This is a genomic window from Ruegeria sp. HKCCA4812 (assembly GCF_013034245.1).
Lineage (GTDB): Bacteria > Pseudomonadota > Alphaproteobacteria > Rhodobacterales > Rhodobacteraceae > Ruegeria.
On sequence record NZ_WQFQ01000007.1, the window covers coordinates 159204 to 185622 of the forward strand.

At 60.8% G+C, this 26419-nt stretch carries 26 protein-coding genes; 15 read left to right on the forward strand and 11 right to left on the reverse strand.

Annotated features, from left to right (window positions below; all coding sequences use genetic code 11):
- Positions 1-16: 16 nt before the first annotated feature.
- From purH to GOW04_RS17685, 5 genes are all read left to right on the forward strand, one after another.
- Complete coding sequence (gene purH, locus GOW04_RS17665; protein WP_171233462.1) at positions 17-1606, forward strand: bifunctional phosphoribosylaminoimidazolecarboxamide formyltransferase/IMP cyclohydrolase; 1590 nt, start codon at positions 17-19, stop codon at positions 1604-1606.
- Entirely contained in the window at positions 1606-2082 is a 477-nt protein-coding gene (lspA, locus tag GOW04_RS17670) for a signal peptidase II (RefSeq protein WP_171233463.1), read from the forward strand. Before purH ends, lspA begins: the two co-directional genes overlap by 1 nt.
- A 50-nt stretch (positions 2083-2132) precedes the next feature.
- Positions 2133-2648, forward strand: coding sequence for a DUF3035 domain-containing protein (locus GOW04_RS17675; protein ID WP_152459364.1), 516 nt, complete (start codon positions 2133-2135; stop codon positions 2646-2648).
- A gap of 81 nt (positions 2649-2729) precedes the next feature.
- Positions 2730-4070 (forward strand): pitrilysin family protein, encoded by a 1341-nt coding sequence (locus GOW04_RS17680; RefSeq protein ID WP_171233464.1) that lies wholly within the window; start codon positions 2730-2732, stop codon positions 4068-4070.
- Positions 4067-5377 carry a pitrilysin family protein gene (locus tag GOW04_RS17685; protein WP_171233465.1) on the forward strand — a complete coding sequence of 437 codons (1311 nt, stop codon included), beginning with the start codon at positions 4067-4069 and terminating at the stop codon, positions 5375-5377. Before GOW04_RS17680 ends, GOW04_RS17685 begins: the two co-directional genes overlap by 4 nt.
- A 22-nt stretch (positions 5378-5399) precedes the next feature.
- Here the strand turns inward: GOW04_RS17685 and GOW04_RS17690 are convergent, their stop codons facing one another.
- From GOW04_RS17690 to deoC, 3 genes are all read right to left on the reverse strand, one after another.
- Positions 5400-6209, reverse strand: a complete 810-nt coding sequence (locus GOW04_RS17690) for an SDR family oxidoreductase (RefSeq protein WP_152459361.1) — start codon at positions 6207-6209, stop codon at positions 5400-5402.
- Positions 6210-6233: 24 nt separating this feature from the next.
- Positions 6234-8567 (reverse strand): aldehyde dehydrogenase family protein, encoded by a 2334-nt coding sequence (locus GOW04_RS17695; RefSeq protein WP_171233466.1) that lies wholly within the window; start codon positions 8565-8567, stop codon positions 6234-6236.
- Between the two features lie 264 nt (positions 8568-8831).
- Positions 8832-9830, reverse strand: coding sequence for a deoxyribose-phosphate aldolase (gene deoC / locus GOW04_RS17700; protein WP_171233467.1), 999 nt, complete (start codon positions 9828-9830; stop codon positions 8832-8834).
- Positions 9831-10032: 202 nt separating this feature from the next.
- Here deoC and GOW04_RS17705 point away from each other — a divergent pair, with 202 nt between their 5' ends.
- From GOW04_RS17705 to GOW04_RS17730, 6 genes are all read left to right on the forward strand, one after another.
- Positions 10033-10986 (forward strand): metal ABC transporter solute-binding protein, Zn/Mn family, encoded by a 954-nt coding sequence (locus tag GOW04_RS17705; protein ID WP_171233468.1) that lies wholly within the window; start codon positions 10033-10035, stop codon positions 10984-10986.
- Between the two features lie 3 nt (positions 10987-10989).
- Positions 10990-11793 (forward strand): metal ABC transporter ATP-binding protein, encoded by an 804-nt coding sequence (locus tag GOW04_RS17710; protein ID WP_171206739.1) that lies wholly within the window; start codon positions 10990-10992, stop codon positions 11791-11793.
- 3 nt (positions 11794-11796) lie between these two features.
- The gene (locus GOW04_RS17715; RefSeq protein ID WP_171206740.1) at positions 11797-13002 is read left to right on the forward strand and encodes a metal ABC transporter permease; all 1206 of its coding nucleotides are present in this window, start codon (positions 11797-11799) and stop codon (positions 13000-13002) included.
- On the forward strand, positions 12999-13928 hold the full coding sequence (locus tag GOW04_RS17720; protein ID WP_171233469.1) for a metal ABC transporter permease: 930 nt from the start codon (positions 12999-13001) through the stop codon (positions 13926-13928). The genes GOW04_RS17715 and GOW04_RS17720 overlap by 4 nt, the downstream gene beginning before the upstream one ends.
- Positions 13929-14191: 263 nt before the next feature.
- Positions 14192-16057 (forward strand): DNA mismatch repair endonuclease MutL, encoded by a 1866-nt coding sequence (gene mutL, locus GOW04_RS17725; protein ID WP_171233470.1) that lies wholly within the window; start codon positions 14192-14194, stop codon positions 16055-16057.
- Between the two features lie 52 nt (positions 16058-16109).
- Positions 16110-17339, forward strand: a complete 1230-nt coding sequence (locus tag GOW04_RS17730) for a DNA recombination protein RmuC (RefSeq protein WP_171117231.1) — start codon at positions 16110-16112, stop codon at positions 17337-17339.
- A 3-nt stretch (positions 17340-17342) separates the two neighbouring features.
- Here GOW04_RS17730 and GOW04_RS17735 read toward each other — a convergent pair whose 3' ends face one another.
- The 3 genes from GOW04_RS17735 to GOW04_RS17745 form a co-directional block, all read right to left on the reverse strand.
- A complete protein-coding gene (locus GOW04_RS17735; protein ID WP_371814417.1) occupies positions 17343-17723 on the reverse strand; it encodes a hypothetical protein in 381 nt (126 codons plus the stop codon).
- 69 nt (positions 17724-17792) lie between these two features.
- Positions 17793-18443: a ChrR family anti-sigma-E factor gene (locus tag GOW04_RS17740; RefSeq protein WP_152459352.1), complete on the reverse strand. Its 651-nt coding sequence runs from the start codon at positions 18441-18443 to the stop codon at positions 17793-17795.
- Positions 18444-18453: 10 nt separating this feature from the next.
- Entirely contained in the window at positions 18454-19110 is a 657-nt protein-coding gene (locus GOW04_RS17745; protein ID WP_171233471.1) for a sigma-70 family RNA polymerase sigma factor, read from the reverse strand.
- A gap of 146 nt (positions 19111-19256) precedes the next feature.
- Between GOW04_RS17745 and GOW04_RS17750 the strand changes: the two genes are divergently transcribed.
- The 3 genes from GOW04_RS17750 to GOW04_RS17760 all read left to right on the forward strand — a co-directional run bounded on the left by GOW04_RS17750 (position 19257) and on the right by GOW04_RS17760 (position 20899).
- A complete protein-coding gene (locus GOW04_RS17750) occupies positions 19257-20030 on the forward strand; it encodes a DUF1365 domain-containing protein (RefSeq protein ID WP_171117235.1) in 774 nt (257 codons plus the stop codon).
- A gap of 85 nt (positions 20031-20115) precedes the next feature.
- The gene (locus GOW04_RS17755; RefSeq protein WP_152459349.1) at positions 20116-20433 is read left to right on the forward strand and encodes a DUF3775 domain-containing protein; all 318 of its coding nucleotides are present in this window, start codon (positions 20116-20118) and stop codon (positions 20431-20433) included.
- 238 nt (positions 20434-20671) lie between these two features.
- Positions 20672-20899, forward strand: coding sequence for a DUF1127 domain-containing protein (locus GOW04_RS17760; RefSeq protein WP_152459348.1), 228 nt, complete (start codon positions 20672-20674; stop codon positions 20897-20899).
- Positions 20900-20907: 8 nt separating this feature from the next.
- Here GOW04_RS17760 and GOW04_RS22040 read toward each other — a convergent pair whose 3' ends face one another.
- The 5 genes from GOW04_RS22040 to GOW04_RS17785 are packed head-to-tail and all read right to left on the reverse strand — an operon-like array spanning position 20908 to position 24752.
- Positions 20908-21252, reverse strand: coding sequence for a hypothetical protein (locus GOW04_RS22040; RefSeq protein ID WP_254430196.1), 345 nt, complete (start codon positions 21250-21252; stop codon positions 20908-20910).
- A complete protein-coding gene (locus tag GOW04_RS17770) occupies positions 21253-22395 on the reverse strand; it encodes a saccharopine dehydrogenase family protein (RefSeq protein ID WP_171233472.1) in 1143 nt (380 codons plus the stop codon).
- A 3-nt stretch (positions 22396-22398) separates the two neighbouring features.
- Positions 22399-23454, reverse strand: coding sequence for a saccharopine dehydrogenase (locus GOW04_RS17775; RefSeq protein ID WP_171233473.1), 1056 nt, complete (start codon positions 23452-23454; stop codon positions 22399-22401).
- A 14-nt stretch (positions 23455-23468) separates the two neighbouring features.
- Positions 23469-24083 (reverse strand): glutathione S-transferase family protein, encoded by a 615-nt coding sequence (locus GOW04_RS17780; RefSeq protein ID WP_171233474.1) that lies wholly within the window; start codon positions 24081-24083, stop codon positions 23469-23471.
- 18 nt (positions 24084-24101) lie between these two features.
- A complete protein-coding gene (locus GOW04_RS17785; RefSeq protein ID WP_170346653.1) occupies positions 24102-24752 on the reverse strand; it encodes a histidine phosphatase family protein in 651 nt (216 codons plus the stop codon).
- A 136-nt stretch (positions 24753-24888) separates the two neighbouring features.
- Here GOW04_RS17785 and GOW04_RS17790 point away from each other — a divergent pair, with 136 nt between their 5' ends.
- Positions 24889-26076, forward strand: a complete 1188-nt coding sequence (locus tag GOW04_RS17790; protein WP_171233475.1) for a Zn-dependent hydrolase — start codon at positions 24889-24891, stop codon at positions 26074-26076.
- Positions 26077-26419 lie beyond the last annotated feature (343 nt).

Here is a 26419-nt window from a genome sequence, read left to right on the forward strand (position 1 = left end):
AAGGACCTTTGGACCCATGACCGATCTTCACCCCGTGCGCCGCGCGTTGCTTTCCGTATCCGACAAAACCGGGCTGATCGAGCTGGGCAAGGCGCTGGCCGAGCGCGGGGTCGAACTGCTGTCGACCGGCGGCACGGCCAAGGCGCTGCGCGATGCAGGGCTTGTGGTGAAGGATGTCAGCGAGATCACCGGTTTCCCCGAGATGATGGATGGCCGGGTCAAGACCCTGCACCCGATGGTGCATGGCGGGCTGCTGGCCCTGCGCGACAACGACACCCATGTCGCAGCCATGAGCGAACACGGCATCGATGCAATCGATCTGCTGGTTGTGAACCTGTATCCGTTTGAAGCAACCGTGGCCAAAGGCGCAGGTTACGATGAGTGCGTCGAGAATATCGACATCGGCGGTCCGGCGATGATCCGCGCGGCGGCCAAGAACCATGCGTTCGTAAACGTGGTCGTGGACGTTGAAGACTACGAAAAACTGCTGGGCGATATGGATCAGCACGAAGGCGCGACCTGTCCGAAATTCCGCCGCAAGCTGGCGCAGAAAGCCTATGCCCGTACGGCTGCCTATGACACGGCAGTGTCCAACTGGCTGGCCGATGCGCTGGAGCTTGAAGCCCCCAAGCGCCGCGCGTTTGCCGGTGAATTGAAACAGACCTTGCGCTATGGCGAGAACAGCCATCAGCAGGCCGCGTTCTACACCGACGGCACCAATCGGCCCGGTGTGGCGACCGCGATCCAGCATCAGGGCAAGGAACTGAGCTACAACAACATCAATGACACGGATGCGGCCTTTGAACTGGTGGCCGAGTTTGACCCCACCGAGGGCGCCGCCTGTGCCATCATCAAACATGCCAACCCCTGTGGCGTGGCCAGGGGTGCAACCCTGCTTGAGGCCTACAAGGCTGCCTTCGACTGCGACCGCACCTCGGCCTTTGGCGGGATCGTGGCGTTGAATCAGCCCCTGGACGCCGAAACCGCGCAGGAGATCACCGGGATTTTCACCGAAGTCGTGATCGCTCCGGGCGCATCGGATGAGGCCAAGGCAATCTTTGCCGCCAAGAAAAACCTGCGCCTGCTGACGACCGAAGCTCTGCCGGATGTGACCGCCGGTGGGAAAACCGTGCGTCAGGTGGCCGGCGGGTTGCTGGTGCAGGACAAGGACAATGGCTTTGTCGGTTTGGATGATCTGAAAGTCGTGACCAAGAAGGCCCCGACCGACGAACAGATGCGTGACCTTTTGTTTGCCTGGAAAGTGGCAAAGCACGTCAAGTCCAACGCCATCGTCTATGTCAAAGACGGTGCCACGGTGGGCGTCGGCGCGGGCCAGATGAGCCGTGTGGACTCGGCCCTGATCGCCGCCAAGAAAGCCGAACGCATGGCCGATGCGCTGGGCTTGGCCCAACCGCTGACCATCGGTTCGGCCGTTGCGTCGGACGCGTTTTTCCCCTTCCCTGACGGCCTGATGGAAGCGGCCGAGGCAGGTGCAACCTGTGTGATCCAACCGGGTGGGTCCATGCGGGATGACGAAGTCATCGCCGCCGCGGATGAGGCGGGCCTGGCCATGGTCTTTACCGGCATGCGCCATTTCCGTCACTGATGCGGTCACGCCTGCTTCTCTGGGCGGCGCTGGCCGCCTTTGCGATCGACCAGATCAGCAAATATCTGGTCGTTCATGTCATGCGCGTGGCCGATCAACCCGGCGGCATTGATGTTGTACCGCCGCTGCTGGTGTTCAAATACGGCGAGAACCGGGGAATCAATTTCGGCCTCTTCCAAGGAAATTCAGAGGCTGCGCGCTGGATTCTGATCGGTATTTCCGTGGCGATCTGTGTCGGCGTGCTTGTTTGGCTGGGCCGTGCAGCCCATTCAGGTCTGATGCTGTTTTGTGGCGGCCTGCTGATCGGCGGTGCGCTGGCGAATGTGGTGGATCGGGTTCTTTACGGCTTTGTTCTGGATTTCCTGAACATGTCCTGTTGCGGCATCAACAATCCGTTTGTTTTCAACCTCGCAGATGTCTTCATATTTGCAGGAGCCATCGGGCTGGTGCTGTTTGACGGCAAAAAGGCCTCGTGACGCGCGGAATGATATGCGATAAAAGCGCCTGAAAAAGGCTGGAGACACCAATGCGGATGCCGCGCGCCCTATTTGTTTTGACTGTTGCCGCTGCGGTTGCGGCGTGTTCGAATCCCGGTCTGCGGGATCTGGAGGCTCCGGGCCCGGGGCCGGATGAGTTTTCGGTGCTGCCGGTCAAGCCGCTGACCCAACCTCAGGACTATGCCTTCTTGCCTGCACCCACGCCGGGTGGCGCGAATCTGACGGATCCGAACCCAAATGCCGATGCGGTGGCTGCGCTGGGCGGAAATGCTGCTGCGCTGAACCCGAACGCGGCTGTGCCATCCTCGGATGCAGCGCTTGTCACGGCCTCCAGCCGCTATGGTGTTTCCCCCGATGCGCGGCAGGTGGTCGAGGCTGATGACGCCGCGTTCCGCAAACGCCGGGGGCGCTGGACCGGCCTGCGTCTGTTCCCGGTCGACCGCTATGGGCAAGTTTACGAAAAACAATCGATCGATCCGTTCGCGGAAACAGAAGCCGCCCGTCGGGCCGGCATCGAAACTCCTTCTTCGCCGCCGGGTGAATAATTCTTAACTTTCCGTCATCGGGCTTGAACCCGGGCCGCGTCACCGTAGTTTGAATACCAGAAACGAAACGGAGGATGCCCTATGGTTCGGGCCCTGGCCTTGTCGGCTGCCCTGATCGCTGCCGCCCCGGTATTTGCCGAGGATGGGAAAGAAGCGGTTACCACATTCACATTGGACAACGGCATGGATGTCGTCGTGGTCGAAGACCACCGTGCCCCAGTCGTGCAGCATATGGTCTGGTACCGGGCCGGATCCGCTGATGAGCCGATCGGATCATCCGGCGTGGCGCATTTCCTGGAACACCTGCTGTTCAAAGGCACCGACACGCTGGCCCCGGGAGAGTTCTCTGCCACCGTCGCTGCCAATGGAGGTAACGACAACGCCTTCACTTCGTATGACTATACAGCCTATTTTCAGCGTGTCGCCGCCGACAGGCTAGAGCTGATGATGCGGATGGAATCCGACCGGATGCGGAACCTTCGGCTGAGCGAAGAGGACATTCTGACCGAACGGGACGTGATTCTCGAGGAACGCAACCAGCGCACCGAAAACAACCCGCGCGCCCTGTTCGGCGAACAGATGAGTGCGGCCCAGTATCTGAACCACCGCTACGGCGTGCCGATCATCGGCTGGATGCACGAGATGGAGGATCTGGACATGGAGGACGCGCTGTCGTTCTACCAGACCCATTATGCGCCCAACAACGCCATTCTGGTGGTCACAGGTGATGTCGATCCCGCTGAAGTCCGCGCGCTTGCCGATCAGTATTACGGTGTGATTCCCGCCAACCCGGACCTGCCCGAGCGGGTTCGGTCCCAAGAGCCGCCGCAAACGGCCGAACGTCGCCTGACCTTCAAGGACCCGCGCGTCGCCCAGCCTTACGTTCAGCGCAGCTATCTGGCCCCGGAACGCGATCCGGGCGAACAGGAAAAAGCGGCGGCTCTGTTTCTGCTGGCCGAGTTGCTGGGCGGCAGCACGACGTCTTACCTGAACGAAAAGTTGCAGTTTGATCAGCGAAAGGCCGTCTATGCCGGTGCGTTCTATCGCGGTGTTTCGCTGGATGACACGACCTTTGATCTGATCGTCGTTCCGGCCGAGGGTGTTTCCCTGCAAGAGGCTGAAGACGCCATGGACCAGGCCGTGGCCGACTTCATCGCCGAAGGTGTGAACGAAGACGATCTTGAGCGCATCAAGATGCAGCTGCGCGCCGCCCAGACCTATGCGCGCGACAACGTGGACGGCATCGGCAACCGCTATGGCCGGGCCCTGACCAGCGGCCTGACGGTCGAAGATGTTCAGGCCTGGCCCGACATCCTTCAGGCCGTGACCGGGGATGAGATCATCGCCGCGGCCCGCGAAGTTCTGCAACCCGAGGCGTCGGTCACCGGTTGGCTGATGCGCGATGACGAGGTGACGCAATGAAACGGTTTGTTGCAACGCTGATTGCCTGCCTGGTCGCCCTGCCGGCTTTGGCCGAGATCGAGATCGAAGAAGTGACCTCGCCCGGCGGCATCAAAGCCTGGCTGGTCGAGGACCATTCCATCCCATTCACCGCGCTGGAGTTACGCTTCCGTGGTGGCACGTCGCTGGACGACCCTGACAAACGCGGCGCGGTCAACCTGATGAGCGGGCTGATCGAAGAAGGCGCGGGCGACATGGATGCGCGGACCTATGCCCGCGAGCTGGAAGCTCTGGCGGCTTCGTTCCGATACAATGCCGGCGACGATTCAGTCTCGATTTCCGCGCGTTTTTTGTCCGAGAACCGGGATGAAGTGGTCGATTTGCTGCGCACGACGATCCACGAACCGCGTTTTGATCAGGATGCGGTTGATCGGGTGCGCGCCCAGATTCTGTCGGGCCTGCGCTCGGACCAGACTGACCCGAACGAAATCGCAGGCCTCACCTTTGCGCAGATGGCCTACGGCGATCACCCCTATGGATCCGAAGGGAAAGGCACCATCGAAAGTGTCTCGGCTCTGACCCGCGATGACGTAGTCGCGGCTTACGAAGGCGTGTTCGCCAAAGATCGTCTGTACGTGGGGGCCGTCGGCGATATCACGGCAGAGGAACTGGGTACCCTGCTTGATACCCTGCTTGGCGACTTGCCGGACACCGGCAAGCCCATCCCCGGCAAGGCCGAGGTGAACATTCCCGGCGGCGTCAGTGTTGTCGAATTCGACACGCCTCAGTCCGTGGCCTTGTTCGGTCAGGCCGGGATTGATCGGGATGACCCGGATTTCTTTGCGGCCTTTGTTCTGAACCATATTCTTGGCGGCGGCGGGTTTGAGAGCCGGCTGATGCAGGAGGTGCGCGAAAAGCGTGGCCTGACCTATGGGGTCGGGACCTATTTGGTGCCCAAGGATCTGGCTTCGGTCTATCTTGGGTCCGTGTCCTCGGCCAATGACCGTATCGCCGAAGCCATCGACGTAATTCGCGATGAATGGGCGCGCGCGGCCACCGAGGGTGTGACGCAAGAGGAACTTGACGACGCCAAGACCTATCTGACCGGCGCCTATCCGCTGCGGTTCGATGGCAATGGTCAGATTGCCTCGATCATGGTCGGAATGCAGATGGAAGGCCTGCCGATTGACTATATCGCCACCCGCAATGACAAGGTGAACGCGGTGACATTGGAAGATGTGAACCGCGTTGCTGCCGAACTGCTTGACCCGGACGGTCTGCACTTTGTCGTCGTTGGCAAGCCGGTGGGCCTGGAAACAACGAACTGAACCTTTTGGGGTAAGCTGCGGCTTACCCCTTTTTCATGCTGCGCAGCATGTCTCCCATCATCTGGCCGAACTGGCCCGAGCCGCGCTGATACAACGCCCCGTCCACTGCCAGAACGGTACCGCTGATATAGCTGGCCATGTCCGAGGCCAGAAACAGGCAGGCATTGGCCACGTCTTGCGGCGTACCCCAGCGGCCCAGCGGCACGTCCCTGCGCAGCTGCTCGCCCGCGTCGGGGGTGGGGGCCAGCCGTTTCGCGCCTTCGGTGCCCTCGATGAAGCCCGGCACCACCGAGTTCACCCGGATGCCTTCCACGCCCCACTCCATCGACAGGGTACGGGTGATCTGATCGACCCCCGCCTTGGCGGCACAGACATGGGCCTGGCCCTCGTAGGGCAGATAGGATTGCGGGGCTGAGATGTTGATGATGTTGCCGCCGGGCCGTTTCAGATAGGGATAGGCGCCTTTCAGAACATGCACGGTGCCCATCAGGTCGATCTCAACCACGGTGCGGAAGGCGTTGGCCGACATCTCCGCCATCAGCGCCGGGAAGTTGCCCGCCGCCCCCGAAACCAGCACGTCGAAATCGCCGAGCGCCGCTTGGAACTGTTTCAGCCCCTCGGCGACCGCATCGGCGTCGCGCACGTCAAAGGCCGCGCCGACCGCCTCGGCCGCGCCTGCCGCCTTCAGCGCGGCGACGGTGTCATCCACCTTGTCCTGCGAGCGGCTGGCCGCGGCCAGTTTGGCGCCCGAGGCCGCGAAGGCCTCGGCGATGCCCCGGTTGATGCCACTGGTGCCACCGATGACGATGACGGTTTTTCCCGAAAAATCCATGTAGGCCTCCCTTGAAGGGGAGCCCTACTCGCCGTAGGGCACCCAGATGTTTTTCACTTCGGTCGAAGCCTGAAGGAAGCGGCGGGAATGGTCCATGCCCCAATCGAATGCCGTCGCGTTATTCACCCAGGTCCGTTTCAGGTTCCCGGCCGAGACGACCTCGATCTGCGCCGACAGGTCCGTCGATGAGAACGACCACACCGCGTCCACGTTCAGGTGCGAGGCCAGCGGTTTGGCCAGTTCCTCGTGGCTGCCGGTCAGGATGTTGACCACGCCTGCGGGCACGTCCGAGGTGTCCAGCACCTGATAGAAATCGGTGGCCGCCAGCGGATAGGGCTCGGACGCCACCAGGACCACCCGGTTGCCCATCGCGATCGCCGGCGCCATGGCCGAGACCAGACCCAGCAGCGGTGCCTCGTCCGCACAGAGCGCGCCGATCACGCCCACCGGTTCCTTCATCGCAATCGCCACGCCCCGGATCGGAACGCCATGCACCTGGCCGTCATACTTGTCGGCCCAGGCGGCGGCGGTGAACAGGCGCTGGATTGCGGCGTCGACCTCTTTCGCGCCGTCCTTGCGGCCGGTCATCGCGTCGATGCGATGCGCGAACTCGTTGGAACGGGCCGAGAGGTTCTCGCCGATATAGTACAGGATCTGCGCCCGCAGATGGCCGGTGGTCTTGGACCAGCCATTGGCCCCCGCCGCAGCCTCGACCGCGTTGCGCACATCCTTGCGGTTGGCCTGACCTACAAGGCCCAGCAGCCCCGCCTTGCCCCAGACCGCGCGGGAATAGCCGCCATCGGGCCGCTCCTGCTTGCCACCGACATACAGTTTGGCGGTTCGGTCGATCGGGTCGACCGGGCCGCCTTCGCCCACGACGGGTTCGATCTTGGCCAGCGGCTTGGCCTTGCCCTTGGGCTTGGTATAGGCGCTCAGCCCTTCCCAGCCGCCTTCGCGGCCAAAACCGCTTTCGCGCAGGCCGCCAAAGCCCGCGGCCGCGTCGAACAGGTTGGTGGCATTGACCCAGACCACTCCCGCGACCAGCTTGGGCGCGATGTCCAGCGCAAGGTTGACGTTTTCGGTCCAGACCGTGGCCGCCAGCCCATAGCGGGTGTTGTTGGCCAGTTCGACGGCCTCGGCCGGGGTGCGGAAGGTCGACGAGACCAGAACCGGGCCGAATATCTCCTCCTGCATCAACGGGTCCGAGGTTTCGAGCCCGGTGATCAGCGTCGGGGGGTAGTAGCAGCCATTTGCGGGCAATTCGCAGGCAGCCTGATGCACATGACCCACCGTATTGCTGTCGACCATGGAAGTGATCGTCTGCAACTGAACCGGATCCACCACGGCACCTACGTCGATGCATTTGTCCAGCGGGTTGCCGATGCGCAGCGTGTCCATGCGGGCGCGCAGCTTGGCATAGAACCGTTCGGCGATGCCTTCCTGCACCAACAGGCGCGAGCCCGCGCAGCAGACCTGGCCCTGGTTGAACCAGATCGCATCGACCAGACCTTCGATGGCACTGTCGATGTCGGCATCGTCAAATACGATATAGGGCGACTTCCCACCCAGCTCGAGCGTCAGGGCCTTGCCAGACCCGGCGGTGGCCTCGCGGATGCGGCGGCCCACTACGGTCGAGCCGGTAAAGGCGATCTTGTCCACGTCCGAGGCCACGATCATCTCACCCACTGCACCGTCGCCGGTGACGATGTTGACCACGCCCTTGGGCAGACCGGCCTGCATGCAGATATCGGCAAACAGCAGCGCCGTCAGCGAGGTGTATTCGGCGGGCTTCAGAACCACCGTGTTGCCCATGGCCAGCGCCGGGGCCACCTTCCACGCCAGCATCAGCAGCGGGAAGTTCCACGGGATGATCTGGCCGCAGACCCCCAGCGCCTGTGCGTCGGGCAGCTCGGTTTCCATCAGCTGGGCCATGCCCGCGTGATAGTAGAAATGCCGCTGCACCAGCGGAATGTCGATGTCGCGCGATTCCCGGATCGGCTTGCCGTTGTCCAGCGTTTCCAGCACCGCGAACAGGCGGGCATGCTTCTGGATCAGCCGCGCGATGGCATAGAGGTATCGGGCGCGGGCGGGGCCGCCCAGCTTTTCCCATTTGGGCTGGGCCTTGCGGGCGGCGGCAACGGCGGCGTCCACATCGGCCTGTGTGGCTTGGGTCAGCTTGGCCAGAACCTCGCCCGTGGCCGGGTTGCGGCTTTCAAACCCCTTGCCCGGCTTGGTGAAGGCCCCGTCGATGAAATGGCCAAACGTGTCGCCCTGATCGACCAGCCATGCCAGGGCCTCGGCGGCGCTTTCCGGGGCGGGTCCGTATTCCATGGTCTCGAAAATCTCTTTGACTGTCATTGTTGATCCTTAGTCGTTTTCCGCACGGCCTTGTTCGCACCAGAACTTCGTCTTTACGCCTGGTTGGTTTTGGAAAAGCTCAGCAGCTAGTTGACAGTTTTCCAAGTTGTAGTCGCCGCCATTCGATGTGTCGAATGTGGCGATGTGAACTTTGGAAACTCCTTCGACGAGTGACGTTCTGTATAGCGAGTAAGTGCCTTCCGTTGCGAAAGCAGAGCTAGCCAGAGTGACTGCAATCGAAAAAGTAACGATGAGCTTCATACATCACCCCATAGAATGCCGGTAGCCGGCCGAGTATGCCCCGGTGACGAAATGTTCCAACTGCCGCTCGATATCGCCCAGCAGGGACGAAGCGCCGAACCGGAACAGGTCGGGTTGCAGCCAGCGGTCGCCCAGCTCGTCCTTGATCAGAGACAGGTAGACCAGCGCGTCCTTGGCCTTGGAAATCCCGCCCGCGGGCTTGTAGCCCACGCGATGGTCGGTGCGGTCATAATAGTCGCGGATGGCGCGGATCATCACCAGCGACACGGGCAGGGTGGCGTTGACGCTTTCCTTGCCGGTCGAGGTCTTGATGAAATCGGCCCCCGCCATCATGCAGACCAGCGAGGCACGCGCCACGTTGCGCAGGCTGCCCAGCTCACCCGTGGCCAGGATGGCCTTTACATGCGCCTCGCCGCAGGCGTCGCGGAACGCCTTCATCTCGTCATACAGCGCCTGCCAGTCGCCTTTCAGCACATGGCGGCGCGAGATCACGATATCGATCTCTTCGGCCCCGGCCTTCACGCTTTCCTCGATCTCGGCCACGCGCAGGTGAAAGGGCGACAGGCCCGCCGGAAAGCCGGTGGAGACAGCCGCGACCGGAATGCCGGTGCCTTTCAGCGCATCCACAGCCGTTTCAATCATGTCGTGATAGACACAGACCGCGCCGGTGGTGATCGGCGGCATGTCCAGCGCTTTCAGCAGGTCAGGCGACACGGGCTGGCGGGCCTTGGCGCACAGGCGGCGTACGCGGCCCTCGGTGTCATCGCCCGACAGGGTGGTCAGGTCGATCATGGTGATCGCCTTCAGCAGCCAGGCGGCCTGATGCTCTTTCTTGACCGACCGGCGCCCGGGCAGGGTCGAAGCCCGGCGTTCGATGGCCGAGGTGTTGGCCTGCACGGCGCGCACCCAGTCCAGGTCCAGATCCATGCCGGGATTCCGGGCTTCGGTCACTTGCGGCAGATGCGCGGTGCGCACGGGGCTTTCTGAGCTCTGCGTATCCATTGTCACGTCCTTTGGGAGGTTTGCGACAAAATTCGCACGGGAGACCGGGGAATGGAAGATGCAGGCGGGCAATGTTTGGATAATTTTTGACCAAATGGACAAAATGTAACCGCTTTCTTGCGAATAATTCGCATTAGCGTTGACTTACTTGCGAATGGTTCTCATATTCAGTTCGTACGAGAAGCAAAAACTGAGGTAGAAGATGATTCGCCGGAATTTTCTTGCGGTATTGGCGCTGGCCTTTTCCCTGCCGGTCACGGCCTGGGCCGATGCACCCCTCAAGGTTGTGGCCACGACGGGCATGATTGCTGACGCGGCACGTCAGGTCGGTGGTGATCAGGTAGACGTCAAGGGGCTGATGGGGCCGGGCGTCGACCCGCATGCCTATCGTCAGACCCGCAGCGATATCGTGGCGATGACGCGTGCGGATCTGATCCTGTGGCATGGTTTGTACCTCGAAGCGCAGATGGAAGATTTCTTCCATGACCTTGAACGCAAGCGAACCGTGGTTGCAGTTGCCGAAGGTATCGACACGTCGAAGCTGCGCGCGCATGACGATTACGCCGACAAATATGATCCGCATGTTTGGATGACGCCCGAATTGTGGCGGGAAGTGGTGCTTGAAGTGCAGGCAGCCCTCACCGAGGTGCGTCCTGAAGCGGCCGAGGTTTTTGCAGCGAATGCGCAGGCACACCTGGCAGATATCGATCGTCTGACAGCCTATGCAGATCAAGTTCTGGCGTCCGTTCCGGACAACAACAAGGTTCTAGTAACCGCCCATGATGCCTTTGGTTATTTTGGTGAAAGTTTCGGGTTCGAGGTTCTGGGAATTCAGGGCATCTCGACCCAGTCCGAGGCGGGACTGAACCGGATAGGCGAATTGGTCGATCTGCTGGTTGACCGCAAGATCACGGCTGTTTTCGTCGAAAGCTCGGTCTCGGATCGTTCGATCCGCGCGCTGATCGAGGGCGCGGCCGCCAAGGGTCATGAGGTGCACGTGGGGGGCGAGTTGTTCTCGGACGCCATGGGTGAAGAAGGAACCTATGAAGGCACCTATCTTGGTATGCTGGACCATAACATCACGGTCATTGCCAGTGCTTTGGGTGGCGATGTGCCAGATCGTGGCATGGATGGAAAACTGTCGGCGGGGTTTTGATCGATGCTGGGCCTGATCAGCAATGAAGGCGTAACCGTCGGTGAGACGGGGTTGGCCGACAGCCCCCTTGCCCTGCGCGGCCTGACGGTTTCCTACGGGCAGAAACCTGCGGTGTTTTCAGTCGACATGACCGTACAGCCCGGGGCGATGACCGCGATCATCGGGCCGAACGGGGCCGGGAAATCCACATTGCTCAAGGCGGCGCTTGGCATCGTTTCCCCTTTGTCAGGTCAAGTGACCGTGTTTGACCAGCCATTGGACACGCAGCGCGCGCGCATTGCCTATGTTCCTCAGCGTGCCAGCGTGGATTGGGATTTTCCCACGCGCGTCATCGACGTGGTTCTGATGGGCCTGTCGCGCGAACTTGGCTTGCTGGGCCGTGTGCGTGCCCGCCACAAGGCGTGCGCGATAGATTGTTTGCACCGCGTGGGAATGCGGGATTTCGCGGATCGCCAGATCGGGCAGCTGTCCGGCGGGCAGCAACAACGTGTCTTTCTGGCGCGCGCGCTGGCGCAGGGCGCGGATCTGTATCTTCTGGACGAACCTTTTGCAGGCGTCGATGCCGCCACCGAGAAAGCCATCATCTCGGTGCTGAAATCCCTGAAAGAGGCGGGCAAGACGGTTGTCGTAGTGCATCACGACCTTGCGACCGTGACCGATTATTTCGACCATGTCTTCCTGATCAACACCCGCAAGGTCGCCGAGGGACCAGTGGCCGAGGCCTTCACGGCGGAAACGTTGCAATCAGCATATGGCGGTCGACTGGCAACCGCGCAGATCGATCAGATATCGCGCGCGCTGGGGTAACGCATGCTTTGGGATGCTCTGACCCTGCAACTTGGTTATAACGCCACGCTGGTCGCCATCGGTGCAACCTTGCTGGGTGTGTCTGCCGGTGTGACGGGGACGTTTCTGTTTCTGCGCAAGCGCGCCTTGGTCAGTGACGCAATCAGCCACGCAACCCTGCCGGGCGTCTGTCTGGCTTTCATGGTATTGGTCGCACTCGGAGGAGACGGGCGCAACCTGCTGGGCCTGTTGGCAGGATCGGCCGTCTCGGCCTGGATCGGCCTTCTCTGCATGAACTGGCTGACGCGTCACACGCGTTTGGCCGAAGATGCCGCCATCGGAGCGGTCCTGTCGGTCTTCTTCGGCTTTGGCATCGTGTTGCTGACGGTCATACAGACGATGGGCGTAGGCCGTCAGGCCGGGCTGGAAGGCTTCCTTTTGGGGTCCACTGCCGGGATGCTCTGGGCTGATGCGATGATCATTGCGGTCGGCGGCGCTGCGACGCTGCTGCTGGTCATGATCATTCGTCGCCCGATGATTCTTGTGGCCTTCGATCCTGAATATGCTGCGGCCCGCGGTTTGCCGGTGCACAGGATTGATCTGGCCATGATGGGTTTGGTCATGGCCGTGACCGTGGTTGGCCTGAAAATCGTGGGTCTGATTCTGATCGTGGCTTTGCTGATCATTCCCGCCGTGACCGCGCGGTTCTGGTCCGAACGCTCGGACCATGTGGTTCTGCTTGCGGGATTGGCCGGCGGGTTGGCGGGGTACATTGGCGCTGCCATTTCGGCCTCGGCGCCAAACCTTCCGACGGGGCCGATTATCGTTCTGGTCAGCTTTGCCTTCTTTGTCGTGTCTTTGTTTCTGGCGCCGATACGTGGCGTTTTGGCGGCGGTGCTGCGCCATTTGCGCTTTCAGCGTCGGGTGCATATTCGTCAGGGTCTCTTGGCCTTGGCGCAGGGGCAAAAGATCTATGAGCCCCTGACCCTGCGCTTGCTGCGCCGCGCTGGGCTGGTGCGCGCGGACGGCGTCGCGACCGACATCGGCAAAGCCCGCGCGGCCAAGGCGTTGCGGGACGAAAAGCGCTGGGAAATCGTGCGCGCAGATCAGGCGCATGAGGCAACGGCTGCGCTTTATGACGGGTTGCGGGACATCGAAACCGTCCTGACCCGCGATCAGATCGCCGAGATAGACCGTCGCATCGGCGGGCCAATGGGGGTGGCGTTATGAGTGGTGAAGAATTTGTCCCCCTGTCTCTGACACCGTTGCTGATCGGTACATTCGCGGCCATTGCCTGCGCGTTGCCCGGCAATTTTCTGGTGTTGCGCAAACAGGCATTGATCGGAGACGCGATCAGCCATGTGGTGCTGCCGGGAATCGTCGTGGCATTTCTGATCACCGGGGCGATATCGACCTGGCCCATGATGCTGGGCGCGGCGGGCGCTGCCGTTGTGGCCGTGGTGCTGATCGAAGCCATTCGCCGATTGGGTCAGATCGAACCCGGGGCCGCCATGGGCGTGGTCTTTACCGCCATGTTCGCCGCGGGCGTCCTGCTGCTCGAGCAGACGGATACGTCGACGGTGCATCTGGATGTGGAACATGCGCTTTACGGCAATCTCGAAAGCCTGATCTGGCTGGACGCCACCGGATGGTCGTCCTTGCTGGACACAGAGGCGCTGTCCGGGCTGCCCCCGGAATTACCCCGCATAGCGCTGACACTGGTAGGTGTGTCATTGTTCACCTGGCTGTTCTGGCGGCCGCTGAAGATCTCTACCTTCGACGAAGGCTTTGCCCGGACCATTGGCATTCGCACCGGCGTTCTGGGCTTGGCACTGGTCATCACCGCGGCAATTGCGGCGGTGGCGGCCTTTGACGCGGTGGGCTCGATCATCGTGATCGCCATGTTCATCTGCCCGCCTGCCGCGGCGCGGATGTTGACCAACCGGCTGGAAGCGCAGATTGCCTGGAGCGTTGTGTTCGCCATCGCCTCGGCGGTTTCGGGCTATGTGCTGGCAGGTTATGGCCCTCTGTGGCTGGGCGGCGCGGATGCCGTCAGCGCGGCGGGTATGATCGCCACGATGTCAGGCCTGATTCTTGCGGCGGCAGCGATGTTCGGACCCTGCCGGGGCAGGATCGGCGCGCGCATATCTGCCTGATCAGGCATTTTCCCGCCACACATGCCCACACGTCATCGGCCAATCTCTGCCAAGAAACTGAGCGTGAGAATCTTAAGCAGATTTTCCGACAGGTGCGTGATACATGCGATCTCATAAATTAGCTGAAACACACCACTCACTTGGCACGTCCGGGTGATCCTGAATGAGTTCTTGTTCGCGGATACCCGGGCGCCCCCTCTCCTTTAGAATGTGCGGTTCAAACCGGTGGCAGAATCGTGCGCGACTATGCTAGGTGTAGGGGTATGGCGCAGGCAAACCCCAATATCGGCGAAGAACGCCCCGTAATTAGGCAGCTCGACGATGCCGCAATCAACCGCATCGCGGCTGGTGAGGTGGTGGAACGACCGGCCTCGGCGGTCAAGGAACTGGTCGAGAATGCAATCGATGCCGGGGCCACGCGGATCGCCATCGATATCGCGGATGGCGGCAAGACCCTGATCCGGGTCACGGATGATGGCTGCGGTATCGCGGCGGAAGATCTGCCGCTGGCCCTGTCCCGCCATGCCACGTCAAAGATTGACGGTTCGGACCTGCTGAACATCCACACTTTCGGCTTTCGGGGCGAGGCGCTGCCATCCTTGGGTGCTGTTGGGCGTCTGACCATAACCAGCCGTGTTCCCGGCGCGGATGCGGCGCAGGTGCACGTCGCGGGCGGCAAGATGGATGCGGTCAAACCCGCCGCCCTGCGCGCGGGGACTGTGGTCGAGCTACGCGATCTGTTCTACGCCACACCGGCCCGCCTGAAATTCATGCGCACGGACCGGGCCGAGGGGCAGGCGATCACCGATATTGTGAAACGGCTGGCCATGGCCGAACCTTCCGTGACATTCGCTCTGCGGGATGTATCCGGCGGCGGAGAGGGTCGCGTGACCTTCCGCGCGGATCGCGAGAACGGAGATCTGTTTGATGCGCTCCACGCCCGACTGGCCCGCGTGATCGGGCGCGAATTCGCAGAAAACGCTTTGCAGATTGATGCCTCGCGTGATGGCATCCGGCTGTACGGCTATGCCGCCCTGCCGACCTACTCGCGGGGGGCTGCCGTGGCACAGTATCTTTTCGTCAATGGACGCCCCGTGCGCGACAAGATGCTGACCGGCGCGCTGCGGGCGGCCTATTTCGATTTCCTGAGCCGCGACCGCCACCCGGCTGCGGCGTTGTTCATCGACTGCGATCCCACGCTGGTTGACGTGAACGTCCACCCCGCGAAATCCGAGGTTCGGTTCCGGGATCCCGGTGTCGCGCGGGGGCTGATCGTGTCCAGTCTGCGCCATGCTTTGGCGGAAGCCGGGCACAGGGCATCCTCGACCGTGGCGAATGCGACGCTGGGCGCGATGCGGCCGGAACCAGCACCGTCTGCTCCGGCGCGGGTTTACCAGATGGATCGCCCGTCACCTACCGCGCGCACGGCGGCGTATCGCGCGCAGGCTCCGGGTTTTGCCGAGCTGGCCAACGACTACAGCGGCAGCATTGTCGAGCCGACCCCGGTTGCGCAGGTCGCCGAGGTGCAGGAGCAGCCTCAGGCGCAGGATCTGCCGCTTGGTGCAGCCCGCGGACAGGTGCACGAGAATTACATCATTGCCCAGACTGCCGATGGCATGGTGATCGTAGATCAGCATGCTGCACATGAACGGCTGGTTTATGAGAAGCTGAAAACGCAGATGGCCGAGAATGGCGTCGCGGCGCAGGCCCTGCTGATTCCGGAAATCGTGGAATTGTCCGAAGGGGATTGCGCCCGCCTGATGGCCGTCGCAGATGACTTGACGCGCCTTGGCCTGACCATCGAGCCCTTCGGCGGAAGCGCCATTGCCGTACGCGAAACCCCCGCCATTCTGGGCGAAGTCGATGCGCGCGCGATGATCCTCGACATCCTGGATGAACTCGCCGATCAAGGGGAAAGCCAGATGGTGCAGGCAAGGATCGAGGCGATCCTCAGCCGGGTGGCCTGCCATGGGTCGATCCGATCCGGTCGTCGGATGCGCGCCGAAGAGATGAATGCCCTGCTGCGTGAAATGGAGGCGACGCCGCATTCCGGCCAGTGCAACCATGGGCGGCCCACCTATGTGGAACTGAAACTCAGCGACATCGAACGCCTGTTCGGGCGCAGTTGATCCTGCGGCCCGGCGGGGCTATGAAGAATAAAACAAGAACACGCGAGTTGTGATGATCGAGATTGCAGGCACCCAATATGCATTGAATGACCCTGTCATACTGGTCGGGGGTGGCGTGGTGGCGTTGATTCTGCTGCTGCTGTTCCTGTCGTTGCGGGCGGCCAACCGCTCGGCCCGGATGGCGGAACCTTTGGCGCGGCAGATGGCGCATCTGGGTCAGCATGTTCAGCAACTGGGCCAGGGGCAGGAACAGTTGCGCGGCGGTCTTCAGCATGTCTCGGACACTCAGGCCAACGCGCAGATGCAGGTGATTCAGACGGTCGAGGCGCGTTTGGCTTCGGTCCAGCAACAGATGAATGACCGGCTGGCGGATAATGCGATGAAATCGGCGCGTGCGCTGGCCGAGATGCAGGAACGGATGAAAGAGACGTTGCATGGCTCGTCGAAACAGACGGCGACCTCGCTGACCCAATTGCAGGAACGTCTGGCCGCCATCGACAAAGCACAGGATAATATCACCAAACTGTCAGGCGATGTGCTGTCTTTGCAGGATATCCTGTCAAACAAGCAAAGGCGCGGGATGTTCGGAGAAATCCAGCTGAACGATATCGTGTCCAAGGCGCTGCCCGCTGACAGTTATTCGTTGCAGGCCACTTTGTCGAACGGCAGGCGGGCGGATTGCCTGATTCACTTGCCGAACCCGCCGGGACCGATCGTGATCGACGCAAAGTTCCCGTTGGAGGATTTCGAGGCGCTGGCCGCTGCGCAGACGAAGGCGGATGTCGAGAGATGCCTGCGGGCCTTCGGCGCTGCGGTGAAAGTGCATATCAAGGCGATTTCCGAAAAGTACATCCTGGACGGGGAAACTGCGGACGGCGCCTTGATGTTCGTACCATCCGAGGCGATTTACGCCGAGCTGCACGCGCGTCTGCCCGACGTCGTGCGTGAAGGGTTCGCCGCGCGGGTCTGGATCGTGTCCCCGACGACGTGCATGGCCACGTTGAATACCATGCGGGCTATCCTGAAAGACGCGCGTATGCGCGAACAGGCCGGAGCGATCCGCAAAGAGTTGGGGTTGCTGCACAAGGATGTGGACCGCCTGGGTGATCGCGTCTCGAACCTGGACCGTCATTTCGGGCAGGCGGCCAAGGATATCTCGGAAATCAAGATCAGCGCCGAAAAGGCTGGCCGACGTGCGCAGCGTTTGGACAATTTCGACTTTGAAGAAATCGAGACCAAGGCCGAAAACGGCGTTGTACCCCTTGCTCGACACGAAGGTTGAAATCTACTGGATGGACAGATCCAGGTTGTACCCCACGGTTTTTCCGGTATCCCTGTCATTGCCCATCAGATAGACGCGGATCGTATAGTCTCCATCGTCGGGCAGGGTGATCCGAGCCGTATTGCCGTCAATCGATCCGTTATAGATCGCCACACCGTCGCTGCCCGGCGGCAGGATGTTGAAATAGATCACACCATTACCATTGGTGTCGCTGACCTGAAGATCGGCAAACATCTCCTGTCCGGCTTTGGCGCCCAGCGAATAGTCGAAGTACTCATCTCCTGAGATGGTTCCGCTGACCATGGTGCCAAAATTGCCGGGCTGAAACTGAACCTCGGCCGACATTTGGGCCGATGCGACGGGCGCGATTGCAACGAGAAGCACGCACACAGCAAGTCTTGCGAACATCATCTTCCTTTCAAAACACGCCGTACACGGCCCTCGCGGGCAAATTCAGATGCGCAGGAAGGGTTGGAACAGGCGTGGCATCAACTTGGTGAATTTCAACGGTGCATCCGTAACCGCCAGACAAATGCAATCTTCCGAAATGTCCGCCACAGGCGTGTGTTCCAAATCCTCGTCCGCGATCTCGACGTCGCCACGGGCGAAGCGATCCACTTCGTCCGAGAATGCGCCCTGAAGCACCATCGTCAATTCTATACCGTTGTGGCTATGATCTGGTACAGCCGTTCCGGCTGGAATGAACAGCAACCGGGCCGAGGCCTCGCTTGTGGTCGGAAGAATGGCCTGTTTCACACCCATGCCGATCGGTTTCCATCGGATATCTGAAACCGTACCGCCGACATAATCCTGCAACGGGGCCGGCAATACCGAGCAGTTCGGACGCGCCGGTTTAGCTGCTGGCGCACCTTTGGAGATCAATGCCATAGTCGCGGCCAGAGATTTGTCACTCATGGCGATGGATTCAGTCTGTTCCTCCAGAACATGCCCACCCACGGCGTCGTAACTTTCCGCCCGCGCACGGCAATGGTCACACAGCGACAGATGCGTCGCGACCATCAGGTCGAATGCCTCGGGCAGACTGCCTGCGGCATATGCCATCAGCAGATCATCTGTCAGGTGATGTTTGATCGATTTACTCATCGTACTCATCTCAGTTCATCGCATGACGCAAGCGGTCCAGCGCCAGCCTGATTCGTGATTTGATCGTTCCCAGGGGCAACCCGGTCTGAGACGCAATTTCCCGATGACTCAGATCACCGAAATACGCCTTTTCGATCAGCTCTCTCTGCGCGTCTGGCAACGCTGTCAAAGCGGTGCGAAGCTGCGCGGTTTCTTGTTGCAGCGCGATGACATCGTCCTGCTCAGGCTCGGCCTCGGGACCCCACCACAATTCTTCGGGTTCGGGGCGGCGTTGCTTGCGCAGAACGTCAATGCGCTTGTTCCGAGCAATCGTGAATACCCAAGTAGCCACTGTTGCCCGCGTCGGGTCGAACAGCTGGGCTTTGTGCCACAAGGTCGCCATCACCTCCTGCGCACACTCCTCGGCCATCGTGGCGTCTGATCCTGACTTCATCAGGAACGCCTTGATTCGTGGCGCGAAGTGCTGGAACAGCTCGGCAAATGCCGCCTGATCCTGCGCGTCGCGGATGCGCCTGACGTGATCCACCCATTCGGTTCTGGTCTCGCGCCTGCCGTTACTTCCGTTCACCCATCTACCCTTGATGCGTTTCTTTTCGCGCCGAGGCTGAAGGGCGGCCGGTTCAGCCGCAGGTTCGTCCAAGGTCACGGTATCGATCTCGGTAAACATAACCTCATTACGGCGCGTTCCCCAAGCCGGATCACTTTATCGGGACATTATGATCCAAATTGTGCAAATTGCCGTATCGGAATTACCAGCATCTGAAGGAAATCAGTGAAGTTCAAGGCATTTACGGGAAGGCCAGAAAGCAGCGGATGACGCAGAAAATAGACCATATCGCGGGTCATACCTATCACGGGCGCAAGGGTGCGATTGAAAACGCATTCCGATACTCGGTCGATTACATCCTGCTGGATCCCGAAGCAGAGCTGGACACCCCTTTGCTGTTTTCGGTTGATCGCGCGAATGTCACGAACTGGCGCACCAGCGATCATGGGGGAGAGCCGGGTCACGGGGAAGGGGCCCAGTGGCTCCGCGTTCGATTTGATGAAATGTCGGTGCAACAACCGGCACGTTTCAAGTTGCTGACGCAACCGCGCGTTTTGGGTCACGTTTTCAATCCCGTCAGTTTTTGGTTCTGTTTTGACGACAGCGATCACCTTTATGCCGTGGTGGCCGAGGTCACCAATACCTATGGCACCCGTCACAGTTACCTGTGTCACAAACCCGATTTCTCGGTCATCGAACCGACTGACAGGGTGGTGGCGGACAAGCTGATGCATGTTTCACCGTTTCAGAAAATCGAAGGCAGCTATACGTTCCGCTTTGACTATCGCGCGGATCGGGTCGGTGTCTGGATTGATTACGGCCGCGCTGACGGTGGGCTGATCGCGACGCTGACCGGCCCGCGGCAACCCCTGACCAACCGCGTGATCCTGTGGTCCTTGCTGCGGCGGCCATTCGGCGCCCGGAGAACCTTTGCACTGATCGTCTGGCAGGCTTTCCGGCTGTGGCTGAAAAAAGCCACCTTTCGCCCGTTTCGCAGGCAACCGGTACCGGACCAGCCGATTTCGCGTGCGCGGAACTAGGGCCATTGTTTGCGTAAGATCAAAGACTCGGCCGTTGTTCGGTGATTGTGATGGCACGACAACCGCGAACACGAGGAGCTGATGCATGTTGGAAATATCGGCAAGAAAGGTCGCTCAGATTGCCATGATGGGGCGCGAGCTGAACCGGGCAGAAGGTGAAATGCGCGCCTTCATCGAACGTATGAGCGAAGACGAGCAAGCCGAACTGGTTGCCATCATGTGGATCGGCCGCGAAAGCTTTTTCCCCGAGGATCTGGCCGAAGCGATTGCCACTGCCAAGGCCGAGGCCTCGACCCCCTGCGCCGACTACCTGATCGGCACTCCGCACATGTCAGACCACCTTGAGAACGGTCTGGACGCGCTGGGGATATCAGCCGAGGACGTCGAAAACGATCTGATGTGACTTGCCTGCAAAGGGGCGGTTTCTGCGACGGATCGATATTCGCGTTATCTTGATCCGCCACTGAAAGGGCATGTCGCGGGCCTGGATCGAAGACTGTAATCAACGCGCCGGTCCAGCCCGAACTTTCCCTCCAATACAGTCTTAACAAACCTTAATGAACCGGTTTGGCAACGTTAAGGCAGCCTTCCCAAATCTGATGTCAGGAAGACAAAGACATTGAGTTCAGGAGGAGAAAGACATGTCACATACACAAACATTCGAAGGCCGGGGTGGCCTGCTTGACGGTCTGTTTTCAAACTATGCAGAAGCAAAGGTCGAGCATTTCCGCCGCCGGATTTTTTCGAAAACCGTGCGGGATCTGGAAAAGCTTGATGACGTACAACTGGCCGACATCGGCATCCAGCGGGATCAGATCAAAAGGCGCGCATATGAAAGTGTGTATCACAACAAGCCATACCGGCAGTGATCAAGTATTCAGCGTGCACTGAAACCCATCCCCAAAAGCCTGTCAGCGAGGTTGCCAGAATGTTCGACGTCGTACCGCCCACCAATCAACCGGCTCCGGCCGCCAGCGCGCTTTTGCTGTTTGATCGTGCCATGCGGATCCGTTCGATCAGCCCTGATATTGTCCGCGCAGCCCAGCATCTGAATGCTTTGACCGATCATCAGTTGTCCGAGCTGGGCATCAACCGCAGTGATATCGAAGATACCATCCAGCGGTATATCTGAAGGCCGGGTGAGGGAAACCCGAACGAGGACAATATGCGTAAAGTACAAAAATGAAAGCCATTCCAGACAGTCTGGAATGGCTTTTTTCATTCAGGCCGTGTGATCGACGATTTGCAGATGCTGGGCCAGCTTGTCGATTTCACCCATCCATCCCTGCACCAGCTTGGGATCACTGGGGGCCGCGTGAACACCGGCCGGGATGGCGCGGTTCAATACGGCCTCGACCGCAAGTGAGACCGGAATCGACACCAGACGCGCCATCGCCGTGCCACGTTCGTCGCCCCAGGCGTCCATGACATAGGTCTTGTGCCAGACTTCGATGCCGTCTTTCTCGGCCTTCAATCCCACGCACAACACAACACGATCAGGCTCGCCTTCGTCATAGGCGTTTTCCTCCCAGAACTGGTCCGACATCTCTTTCAGACGCGCATCCCCTTCCGGGCCGGACAGGGTTTCGATCTCGGTGAACACATCCGACCACGCGTCGGCCCAGCCGTTCAGACGCAGGGTGCCGCGGACGAATTCCTTGACCGGCCAGTGATCCTCGAAATGATACTGCGCCATGAAGGGGATTGAATCGCGGTTCGGGTAGACCTCGAAGCTTTCCGGTGTCGGCAGCGGGGCGATGTAGCTGCTAATCGCATCCCAGGGGCGGGCAACGTCCAGCGGCGCGTAATCGCGGATCGATTTCGACGGCGACCGCAGCGCTTTCAACACGCCCAGCGGCGACCAGCTGAATTTATAGCGGAACGGGTTGGGGTTCTTGGGAATGCCGCCGCAATAGGAAATGAAGCTCAGGTGGTTTTCCGGGTCGAACGCATCGGAGCCGCGGTAGTCGTCGATCAGGGCATGTGCCATCAGGTGATCGATGCCCGGGTCCAGCCCGACCTCGTTGACCAGTGCGACACCGGCCTCGCGTGCCTTTTCATCCAGCGCGCGCATCTCGGGCGCGATATACGAAGACGAGACGAAATTGGCCCCTTTCGAAATCGCCAGTTCCGCAAGCGGCACATGCCAGTCACCAGGCAGCATCGAGACGATTACATCGCCCTTCTCCAGTACGACGCCAAGCGCGTCGATGTCGAAGGCGCGGATGTCGTCGGTCAGGTCTCCGACCTCGGCCCTGGCCTTGTCGACGGTCCGGTTCCACACGGTGACTTTGTGGCCGCCTTCGATCAGGCGACGCAGGCCGGGAATGGCTGAGAGGCCGGTGCCACACCAATGAATGGTCATCGTTCAGAGTCCTTCAATATGCGTTTTGTAAGTTGCTTCTGCCCGACCCCAGACACCGCTGTCCAGATCGGTCAGGGTCAGCAAGAACGGCAGAAGTTGCGCCGCGTAGTCTTCCGAGCTTTCGACCGGCAGCATCGACGGCAGGTTGTCGATCGCCATCACGTCCATCACCGGGTCGGTGGCCACGCGCAGGGCGGGTTCTTCCCATGTGGTGGCGCGGTCATAGACGGGCACCGGGTTGTAGTCGCTGTCGGGGTCGCAGGCCACATCGCCGATGGCGGTCAGCTTGCGCGGGGCGGTCAACGCCTCGCGCGGGACAAAGACAGGCGTTCCGGGGCGCGCGAAGATGCAGTTCAGGAACAGATCATGGTCAAGGATTTCGGGGAACGGTCCGCCGCTGGCGGTTTCGGCCATGTCCCACTTGGTGACCGCGACACCCATTGCCTCACACAGGTCTGCGGCACCGGTGCCCACACGGCCCAAAGCTCCGATGACGATGGCGCGGGGGCGGGGCGCGCCGGTGGCGTCCAATTCTGCCAGAAGTTCGGCGTTCAGCGCGTCCTTGCCGGGATAGACGCCGACGGGGCCGCAGATCCCGCCCCGTTGCTGCGCCGCCCAGGTCTTGAGCGTCACCGCCGCGCCCGCGTAGCCTGCCCAATAGCCGAAGGCCGCTACCCGGCGACCATCCTCATCCACGAGGTATTCCAGATCATAAAGCGTGCCGCCGCCCGCCTTGAACCGTTCCAGCAGAGCCCGGCCCGAATGCTGGCCCTTGAAGGCATGGCCGAACATGATGTGGCGGTGAGGCAGGGGCGTGCCGTCGTCGGGCAGTTCCTTGAGGCCGAAGATGATCGCGTCCAGCGGGGCCTCGGGCCAGGAATTCTCGGGCGCGATCTCGCAGCCTGCGTCCTTGTAGCCGTCCAGTGGAATGGCGCGGGCATGGCTTTCCTCGACCGTCACGCGGATGCCGGCCGCGATCAGTGCGGCGGCGCCTTCCGGTGTCAGCCCAACCCGTTCTTCGTTCGGGCGCTGTTCTGCCCGGACCCAGAGATGTGTCATCTTATTTCCTTTTGTCAGAGCATTCCGGCGGCCCGCACCGCCTGAACCGAAGGGCGTGCCTCATTCGCCTCACGGAAGGCGACGATTTTGGGAAAGGCCGAAACGTCCACGCCATCGCCTTCCAGCCAGCTGCACACCACGAACAAGTAAGCATCGGCCAGCGAGAACGCCTCGCCCAGCACGAATGGTCCACGCAGCCCGTTCGACGAGATATAAGCGCATGACGCGGTCATCGTCTGCGCGACCTTGTCTTTCATGTCTTTCCAGCTGGATTTCTTGTCGGCCCAGCGGTGCCCGCGCAATTTGTGCGCGTGGTTCACATGCATGGTCGACGCAAGGTAGAACATCACTTCACGCATCCGGGCCGCCATCACCGGGTCGGTCGGCACCAGCCCGGCCTCGGGGGCCTTGGCGGCGATAAATTCCAGCAATGCCCCGGTCTCGGTCAGGATGCCGCCATCCACCACCAGTGCGGGAACGCGGCCTTTGGGGTTTATTTGCTTGTAAGCTGGTTTCGTCTGTTCACCCCCGGCGAAGTCGAGCTTGACGGCTTCGTATTCCAGCCCGGCCTCTTCCAGTGCGATCGCAACAGCGACCGAGATGGTTCGGGGTGCATAGTAAAGCTGCATCAGGCGTCTCCGGTCTGGTTACAGGTGGGTCTGCGCGAACTGCCGATCAGGGGCTTCCAGATGCGGAACGGCGTTGAAAAGGACCGGGCTCAGCTGAGCACCAATCGGATGCAGACGATGCATCGACGTGTTCATGATGGCAAGGGCCACCCGTGCCATTGACGGGATATCCAACCCCATCGCCTGCCGCACCACCATCGAAATCAACCCGCCCGAGGTCACGACAATGGCCGGTCCGCCCTCGGTTCCGATCTCGTGCAGCGCGTCGCGCACGCGCGTCTCGAATTCTTCGAAGGTTTCCGGCGGGTTCTCGATTTCGCCGTTGGCCCAGGCCGCAAAGGTTTTGGGCAGATGTTCGACGAAACCTTCGCGGTCCGTGGGGATCGCAACACCGTGTTGGTCCTCGAACAGTTGCGCCAGCGTGAAATACTCGATCTCGTTCAGTCGCGCGTCACGGATTGGATTGGGCAAGTCCATACTGGCCGCCGTCTCGGCGTGGCGGGTCAGGGTTCCGCAATAGACCCGGGTATAGTGGCTGCGGGTATCACGCAGATGCGCCCCCAGCCAGCGCGCCTGCTGATGCCCCAAGTCGCTGAGCCTGTCATAGCTTGCCTCGTCCCGCGCCGTTGTGTTTGCCTGCCCGTGGCGCACCAATGTGATATGTGACATGTCGGTCCCTCTTGCGCCGAAGTCTTAGGGCAGGTTCCCCTCTGGTGCCAGAGGGGTTTCACGCCTGTCGAAAAAAACCTCGCTCCTTTACTGTTTCTGGCTATGGTTTGCCCCGAACAAACCTTCGGAGGGGTTCATGACCGTCGATCACACGCGTTTTCTGACCGACCTGCATAAGTTGCGTGAATTCGGTGCCTCGGGAGTGGGCAAAGGGGTTGTCCGCCCTGCCTATTCCGACGCGGATATCGCTGCGCGCCAGTGGCTTGCCGGACGTATGCGCGAAGCGGGCCTGACCCCACAGTTTGACCCGGTGGGAAACCTGTTCGGATTGGCGTCCGGCCCTTCGCTGCTGATGGGATCACATTCCGACAGTCAGCCCGAAGGCGGCTGGCTGGACGGCGCCCTTGGCGTCATCGCCGCGCTGGAAGTTGCACGTTCCGTCGACCGTCCCATTTCAGTTGTCAGCTTTCAGGACGAAGAGGGGCGGTTTGGCGTGACCACAGGTTCTGCTGTCTGGTCGGGCGGGTTGTCTCTGGAAAAAGCCGATGTGTTGACCGATGGGGCCAGAGTCAGCTTTGGCCAGGCCCGATCCTCCATGGCAGACTTGTCCCAGGGCTTCGTGGACCCGTCCCGTTTCGATGGCTTCATAGAGATGCATATCGAACAGGGCCCCTCTCTGGACGCGTCCGGAGATCAGATCGGAGTTGTCACGGATATCGTTGGCATCCGCGATATGTCGATCACCTTCGAAGGTCAGCAGAACCACGCCGGCACCACCCCCATGCACCTGCGCCGCGACGCATTTCAGGCCCTGTCCCTGTTCAACACCCGGCTCAATGAGAGGTTTCGCAATGTCGTCACGCCGCAGACGGTCTGGACCGTCGGGCGGGTAAACCTGCATCCAAACGCTTCGTCCATCGTGCCGGGACGGGTTCGGTTCTCGATGCAATGGCGCGATGCTGATGCAGACCGTTTGGCCCGGATGGAGGAGATCATTCGGGCGACAGCTCAAGAAACCGCTGAGCAACTGGGGATGAGATTGGATTACGGCCCCATGCTGGGGCTGGATCCCGTTGCCATGGATCCGACCTTGCGCCGCGCTCTTGAACGCGGTGCGGAACAGGTCGCACCGCGTCGGTGGCGCAGAATGCCCTCGGGGGCCTTGCATGATGCCACCAACGTGTCTCGCCTGATGCCGGTCGCGATGCTGTTCACGCCCTCGATCGACGGAATCAGCCATGATTTTGCAGAAGATACGGCAGAGATCGATTTGATTGCGGGACTCGAAGTTCTGATGCGTGCCGTACGGTCCCTCTCTGTCTAAACGCCACTTTGCAACGAAAAATCCCTAGGAAGGTTGTGCATCGACGGTGAAATCCTCCTCCCCGCATCCGGCCGGACGCCGCGGATTTCATGCGATGGAAACGAGGGTTGTTGCCTAACGGAAAAAAGTTTCCTATAGGAACATTCGTGATGCATGCGTCTGTATACCGCCTCTTCTTCGGATCGGTGTTTCACTAGAAACCGGGTGGAATCATTGCATTCTATGCGGCTTGGGGCAGACTGACGGTTATGCATTTTGACCTTTGGATAATCGGAAGTTGACCGGATCATGACCACACCGAAGCGCACGCCTCTCCACTCTTTGCACGTCGAGCTTGGCGGCA

Excerpts from the sequence above, each read along its gene's own strand:
- purH (WP_171233462.1), top strand. The coding sequence starts at position 17 with ATGACCGATCTTCACCCCGTGCGCCGCGCGTTGCTTTCCGTATCCGAC.
- lspA (WP_171233463.1), top strand. The coding sequence starts at position 1,606 with ATGCGGTCACGCCTGCTTCTCTGGGCGGCGCTGGCCGCCTTTGCGATC.
- GOW04_RS17675 (WP_152459364.1), top strand. The coding sequence starts at position 2,133 with ATGCGGATGCCGCGCGCCCTATTTGTTTTGACTGTTGCCGCTGCGGTT.
- GOW04_RS17680 (WP_171233464.1), top strand. The coding sequence starts at position 2,730 with ATGGTTCGGGCCCTGGCCTTGTCGGCTGCCCTGATCGCTGCCGCCCCG.
- GOW04_RS17685 (WP_171233465.1), top strand. The coding sequence starts at position 4,067 with ATGAAACGGTTTGTTGCAACGCTGATTGCCTGCCTGGTCGCCCTGCCG.
- GOW04_RS17690 (WP_152459361.1), bottom strand. The coding sequence starts at position 6,209 with ATGGATTTTTCGGGAAAAACCGTCATCGTCATCGGTGGCACCAGTGGC.
- GOW04_RS17695 (WP_171233466.1), bottom strand. The coding sequence starts at position 8,567 with ATGACAGTCAAAGAGATTTTCGAGACCATGGAATACGGACCCGCCCCG.
- deoC (WP_171233467.1), bottom strand. The coding sequence starts at position 9,830 with ATGGATACGCAGAGCTCAGAAAGCCCCGTGCGCACCGCGCATCTGCCG.
- GOW04_RS17705 (WP_171233468.1), top strand. The coding sequence starts at position 10,033 with ATGATTCGCCGGAATTTTCTTGCGGTATTGGCGCTGGCCTTTTCCCTG.
- GOW04_RS17710 (WP_171206739.1), top strand. The coding sequence starts at position 10,990 with ATGCTGGGCCTGATCAGCAATGAAGGCGTAACCGTCGGTGAGACGGGG.
- GOW04_RS17715 (WP_171206740.1), top strand. The coding sequence starts at position 11,797 with ATGCTTTGGGATGCTCTGACCCTGCAACTTGGTTATAACGCCACGCTG.
- GOW04_RS17720 (WP_171233469.1), top strand. The coding sequence starts at position 12,999 with ATGAGTGGTGAAGAATTTGTCCCCCTGTCTCTGACACCGTTGCTGATC.
- mutL (WP_171233470.1), top strand. The coding sequence starts at position 14,192 with ATGGCGCAGGCAAACCCCAATATCGGCGAAGAACGCCCCGTAATTAGG.
- GOW04_RS17730 (WP_171117231.1), top strand. The coding sequence starts at position 16,110 with ATGATCGAGATTGCAGGCACCCAATATGCATTGAATGACCCTGTCATA.
- GOW04_RS17740 (WP_152459352.1), bottom strand. The coding sequence starts at position 18,443 with ATGAGTAAATCGATCAAACATCACCTGACAGATGATCTGCTGATGGCA.
- GOW04_RS17745 (WP_171233471.1), bottom strand. The coding sequence starts at position 19,110 with ATGTTTACCGAGATCGATACCGTGACCTTGGACGAACCTGCGGCTGAA.
- GOW04_RS17750 (WP_171117235.1), top strand. The coding sequence starts at position 19,257 with ATGACGCAGAAAATAGACCATATCGCGGGTCATACCTATCACGGGCGC.
- GOW04_RS17755 (WP_152459349.1), top strand. The coding sequence starts at position 20,116 with ATGTTGGAAATATCGGCAAGAAAGGTCGCTCAGATTGCCATGATGGGG.
- GOW04_RS17760 (WP_152459348.1), top strand. The coding sequence starts at position 20,672 with ATGTCACATACACAAACATTCGAAGGCCGGGGTGGCCTGCTTGACGGT.
- GOW04_RS22040 (WP_254430196.1), bottom strand. The coding sequence starts at position 21,252 with ATGAAAAAAGCCATTCCAGACTGTCTGGAATGGCTTTCATTTTTGTAC.
- GOW04_RS17770 (WP_171233472.1), bottom strand. The coding sequence starts at position 22,395 with ATGACCATTCATTGGTGTGGCACCGGCCTCTCAGCCATTCCCGGCCTG.
- GOW04_RS17775 (WP_171233473.1), bottom strand. The coding sequence starts at position 23,454 with ATGACACATCTCTGGGTCCGGGCAGAACAGCGCCCGAACGAAGAACGG.
- GOW04_RS17780 (WP_171233474.1), bottom strand. The coding sequence starts at position 24,083 with ATGCAGCTTTACTATGCACCCCGAACCATCTCGGTCGCTGTTGCGATC.
- GOW04_RS17785 (WP_170346653.1), bottom strand. The coding sequence starts at position 24,752 with ATGTCACATATCACATTGGTGCGCCACGGGCAGGCAAACACAACGGCG.
- GOW04_RS17790 (WP_171233475.1), top strand. The coding sequence starts at position 24,889 with ATGACCGTCGATCACACGCGTTTTCTGACCGACCTGCATAAGTTGCGT.